The sequence below is a fragment of the Trichlorobacter sp. genome (assembly GCF_030247655.1).
Taxonomy (GTDB): Bacteria; Desulfobacterota; Desulfuromonadia; order Geobacterales; family Pseudopelobacteraceae; genus Trichlorobacter.
Map to the genome: position 1 here is coordinate 1 of NZ_JAOTRZ010000225.1, position 4,626 is coordinate 4,626.

Annotated in this window: 4 protein-coding genes; all 4 read right to left on the bottom strand. The window is 47.6% G+C overall.

Annotation, left to right across the window (positions count from 1 at the left end; genetic code table 11):
- Positions 1-204: 204 nt before the first annotated feature.
- Positions 205-609, bottom strand: coding sequence for a PIN domain-containing protein (locus OEL57_RS14350; protein ID WP_300741365.1), 405 nt, complete (start codon positions 607-609; stop codon positions 205-207).
- On the bottom strand, positions 606-878 hold the full coding sequence (locus OEL57_RS14355; protein WP_300741366.1) for a type II toxin-antitoxin system Phd/YefM family antitoxin: 273 nt from the start codon (positions 876-878) through the stop codon (positions 606-608). The genes OEL57_RS14350 and OEL57_RS14355 overlap by 4 nt, the downstream gene beginning before the upstream one ends.
- Positions 879-979: 101 nt before the next feature.
- Complete coding sequence (locus OEL57_RS14360; RefSeq protein ID WP_300741367.1) at positions 980-1,573, bottom strand: hypothetical protein; 594 nt, start codon at positions 1,571-1,573, stop codon at positions 980-982.
- Positions 1,574-1,603: 30 nt separating this feature from the next.
- The coding region (locus OEL57_RS14365; protein ID WP_300741369.1) for a hypothetical protein at positions 1,604-4,626 on the bottom strand (3,023 nt) is incomplete at its 5' end.

Sequence of the window (4,626 nt, forward strand, 5' to 3'; positions counted from 1 at the left end):
CCGAGAGCGCCCCTCCACGCCCAGCCGGGATGGCACCTGTCTCTGCGGCACGTCTACGCCGCAGTATTTGCTGAATCTGCCAGTTCATACAGTTCCTATATCATCCCACATCTACTATAACGACAGGTAACTGATCCGTTTCTTTCAGATCAGCTTCATAAAACAAAATTTTAACGAAACAGGGAGATATCTCTGGTTTTCACGCTATTTGTAGGGCAGCAGTTCTTGCTGAATCGCGGTCAATCGTTCAAATTCAGGATCTTTGTGAACCAGCACAGCATCAAGGTGTTGAGCTGCCGCAGCTATCCAAGCATCAGCCAGAGAAAGAGGAAAACATGCCTTGATTGAGGCTGCCAGCTCCAACAGTTCTGGCGATTCATGCAGCCAGGTAATCGGCAGGCTCAAGCACTGGCGGTATGCAGTGCGCCCGGCAGTCTCTCCTTCATCCTTCCAGACCCGGTAGAGCAGCTCCATCTGGGTCATAAAGCAGGCATGGCAGGCATGATCACCACCTGCAAACGATTCCAACAGTTCAGCAACCCGGTCTGCACCTGGTTCGTTATCCCGCAAGGCAAGTAGAGCCGATGTATCCAACAGGTAGCTGCTCATGCCTCGCGCAGCCTTTCAGCCTCACGTTCAGCCACCAACCGTGCAGCCCCGCCCCCTTTTCCGCTGCCCCTAAAGGCCGCCAGCAGCTCCGCAGTAGAGGTGGTGGCAGCAGAATCGGCCTTTCCCTGTGCAAGTGCGTCATATTCCTGAAGCGAAAGCAGGTATGCCACCGGCCTGCCACGTCGGGTGATACTTACCGGCTCACGTTGCGCAGTATCCAATAGCAAACCAAAATGATTTTGTGCCTCAACAGAGGTCATGGTTCTCATCGTCCCCCCTCAAAAACTAGCTAATAAATGTATTATAGCTAGTTTGGCTAGTTTGGCAAGCGTTGTTGATTTTCAATTTTGACTTGCTGCACTTCGCGCTGCTACAGTGATTTTGCACGTAAATACTGACAACGAGAAAACCGGGATGTCCCCAGATTTCCCGGCAAGGCTTCGGCTGCCTCGGCGGGAAGATGGTCGGCAAGTTCAAGGATTGTGTCTTCATTGGCGGCACGGACATCATCCAGCCATTCTTTTGGGACTCCATAACCAAGCAGGGCATCAGCCGCGATATGTTCAAATAATGGCAGTTTGGGTTGTACCAGCTGCGGGGCTTCTACGTACCTGGGGATAGTGATTTCCTGGACCGTCTCCCGAATCTCCACCAACTGTGAAGCGCCAGTATTGGGGTGGATCTCCAGCTTGCGCCGCTCTGCCCATTGGTAGGCGGGGTCATGATGATCCACAAAACAAAGAAGCAGGCTATCAGATGATTTGTGAACGATTATTCGCAGATCACTACCGGCCCGTACCGACCAGAAGTTTTTATCCCTGGCTTTGTCGAGCTTATGGAAACTCATGCCAGGATTGGCAGGATTCAATTGCAGGTCAAAGGCAGTGGTCTTGACGGACTTCTGCTCGTCGCCGGTCAGTTTGGCAAGGCTATCTGTGAATGTATCGGCTATGCGGAATTCCATTATCACTCCATGAGCAACTGATTGCTCTACTTAATCACTCCCATGACGACGAAGGTATTCTCGAAGTCTCTTATAGCGAATATCATTTACTAATTCTGGTCTGGCATTTTGTATCGCATCAAGACACCCAGTGAGTTCACTTGGAGCCCATCGTGTTGTATCACTAACAACTATATCCAAAAACACCAGCGATTCTTCAGGACACTCCGTGGGTAATTTTGCATTGGAAAGTAAATGCACGATGAAATCTGGGTACTCTGGCGGCTGAAACCAATGTTTTAATTCATTTAGAGCTTCTGGAAATGCTGATTGAGCCGCTATACAGAGCCTTGAGAGACTATCAGAGATGGCAGGGCTAATAATATCCCTTGTTTTAGGCCAAATTGTTTTTAAATAGGGGGATACACGATTATGCCAATATTCCCTTCTTTGCTCACCGGCACCTTCAAGTGCCCGAACTAATGCTTGCGCTGCACTATGCAAACCTTCCGCAGGTAATGTACGCGTGGCATGGGACAGTTCAGCTTGGGTAAAAGTGTCGCCAGGCTCTAAAGCAGCAAAAGTTATAAATGCAGCATATTGTTCTGCATGCTTACCCAGTTTTGAATAATGCATAACAGTCTCAAGCAAAGGCTGTTTAATTGCTGCCATAAATGGTTTATAGAGTCGAGGTGACCAAAGAAAACCTTGCCAAGCGGCTTGTGCTTCACGTTCAGATTGCTGCCAATCAAAAAGTGGTAACAGGTGAGTCGTCGCCCAACCTGGATCAACTCGAAAAATGGGAATTACATGAGTAGCAAGCAATAGTCTTGCATGACGAAACTTTTGAACACAGGTATTGCAAAGCAATGTAAAAACGGGCTTTATCTCATCAGAGAGGCCTTGTCGTTCAAGAGGTTCATGGCGATACCACCAGCGGAGTAAGGCTTCCGTCACTAGCCCTACAGGGTGATTTATGGCACGAGACACAGGGTCATCATCTGTCTCCACCTCTTCTTTTTCCAGTTCTAAAATACGCTGAACAAGAAGGTGAAAAAGAACCTCTTGCCCCACGAATGTTTTTGCAATGGCTTGAAGCCACCAAGCAATACTGTGCGATAATTCTCGTAAAAATTCATCCGGTGCATTTGCAACTGTTTTTGCCATGTAGCGCCAAGAACGTTTGAGTAATTTATCCTCTGCCCATGCTTGAAAAGCTTCTCTCCAGGGGCTGATGGGCCACTCACCTTTTTGTGTCAATTCTAACAACGCACAAGATGTCGTCGGAAAGTTGTCACGACAACGTTGACGCCAATCGTCTTCTTGCCAGTGGTCGGTTCTTGTATTGCTTTTGAGCCACTCAACGAGCACCTGTCGTCGACTTGGTGTGGCGACAAACTTGCGCCATTCAGCTCCGTCACTACTCCAATACGGGAACTCATCTCGCTCGTCAGGCGCAAGTTTCCATTGCGGATGTTGTTGAGTCAGCGTTTTTAATCGAGATCTTGCCTTAATTCCGAGTACTGCACCTGATGATTCTGTCTTTTTGAGCCGTAACCACACTTCTCGATCTACAATCTCCGTCCAATGTTCTGCCTCGATGTCATCTTTAAACATATCACGCGGTGGCCCTTGTACAATGGCTTGCTCAAGTTTAGCCAATCCTTTGGCGTTCAAAGTCGGCGCAATAGTAACTAGAAGACGCATTGCTTCGCGCTCGGTTTCCACTGACCATAACCACCAGTTATCATCTGACAACAACCAACTAAGGGATTGATGAATAGGTATTACTTCCCCTTGTATCGCTGCAAAGAAAGTCAGGCGCTTGAACAATGGGTAAGGAACCATCCACCAACTTTCGGCCACAAGTCTCGCTTGTTCGGGACTGATTTTTACTGTGGCTAACCAGGCATCACGGGTCAAGTCAATGAGTACAGTCCAGTCACGAAAATCATTGTTTTGTGGGTGATCGCTTATTGAAGGCTGTTGAAGATATGATAGATCGCTCTTGTCTTCAGCTCCACCCAATTCACGCATTAAATCAAGCACATCACGTAAAAGAGCTGTGAATTCTTGCAATAGATCAGACAGTGCCGATTGCCAATAGGGTTTGGCTGCTATATCGCGCAGTATGTGATGTGCGTGATCGGTGGATAGAACAATTTCCCACTCCACGAGATCCTTTATTCTTTGTGGCTCTGTGATCACATATTGGTCTGGATCCATACGAAATGGTTCTCGAATTGCTATTCGAGGAGATAAAATTTCATGCAGTTCAATACGTAAAGACGGTGTAAGCCCGTAATGTTTGAGTTGGCGTAACCACTTATACAAATCCAAATCGACAAATGGTGATTTTAGACGATTTGACAGAAGCATATGCCAGAGGGTGCGCATTAACTTGTTTGGGATTGCTTTGGGTGCATTTGTTTGAATGCAAGCGAGCTCTGAGAGCTTACCGTCATGTTGCATCTGTTCGAGTTTTTCAATTCGTCGATGGATTAACCGCACAAATTCATTGTGTAATCGGCCACCATTTTTGGCTAACCACAAAACTAATTTAGGATCATCCAGGTGCCGTGTAAGCCAGCGAGCCAGATGCAACATCACATCGTCCCATCTACTCACTCCAACTCCACCATCAACCAGACTCATCCATGGCGAACGAGAATACGGAGTTGGCCGTCGAATAACACTGAATGCAAGTTTCTGTTCGTCATATGGAATAGGGGTTGTAGGGGTGACTCCAAATCGTGGTAAATCTTCGTGTTTGAATTGAGCTTCTGATAGTGGTTCAAGCCAAGATAATGGGGGAACTGGATCAAGATCTGCAAAATGTTTAGCAGCAAGACCATCCGTGAGCGCCCAAAGAACCCTTCCGACGGCATAATCTAAACGTGAAGTAGTTAACGGTGGAGTAACTGCGTGCTGTGCTACAATCAGCTCCTTTCCACGAACTCCGTCTCGGTACGTATCAGACCACTCTTTGAGTGTAAGGTGAAATGCAGAATGGTCTTGTGTTCCGGCAGGTACTTTGTAAAGCGGCGGAGTAACTCCTTTTGCCCCCCATTCAT

Bases quoted from the DNA above. Each gene is read 5' to 3' on its own strand.
- OEL57_RS14360 (WP_300741367.1), bottom strand. From the start codon at position 1,573: ATGGAATTCCGCATAGCCGATACATTCACAGATAGCCTTGCCAAACTG.
- OEL57_RS14355 (WP_300741366.1), bottom strand. From the start codon at position 878: ATGAGAACCATGACCTCTGTTGAGGCACAAAATCATTTTGGTTTGCTA.
- OEL57_RS14350 (WP_300741365.1), bottom strand. From the start codon at position 609: ATGAGCAGCTACCTGTTGGATACATCGGCTCTACTTGCCTTGCGGGAT.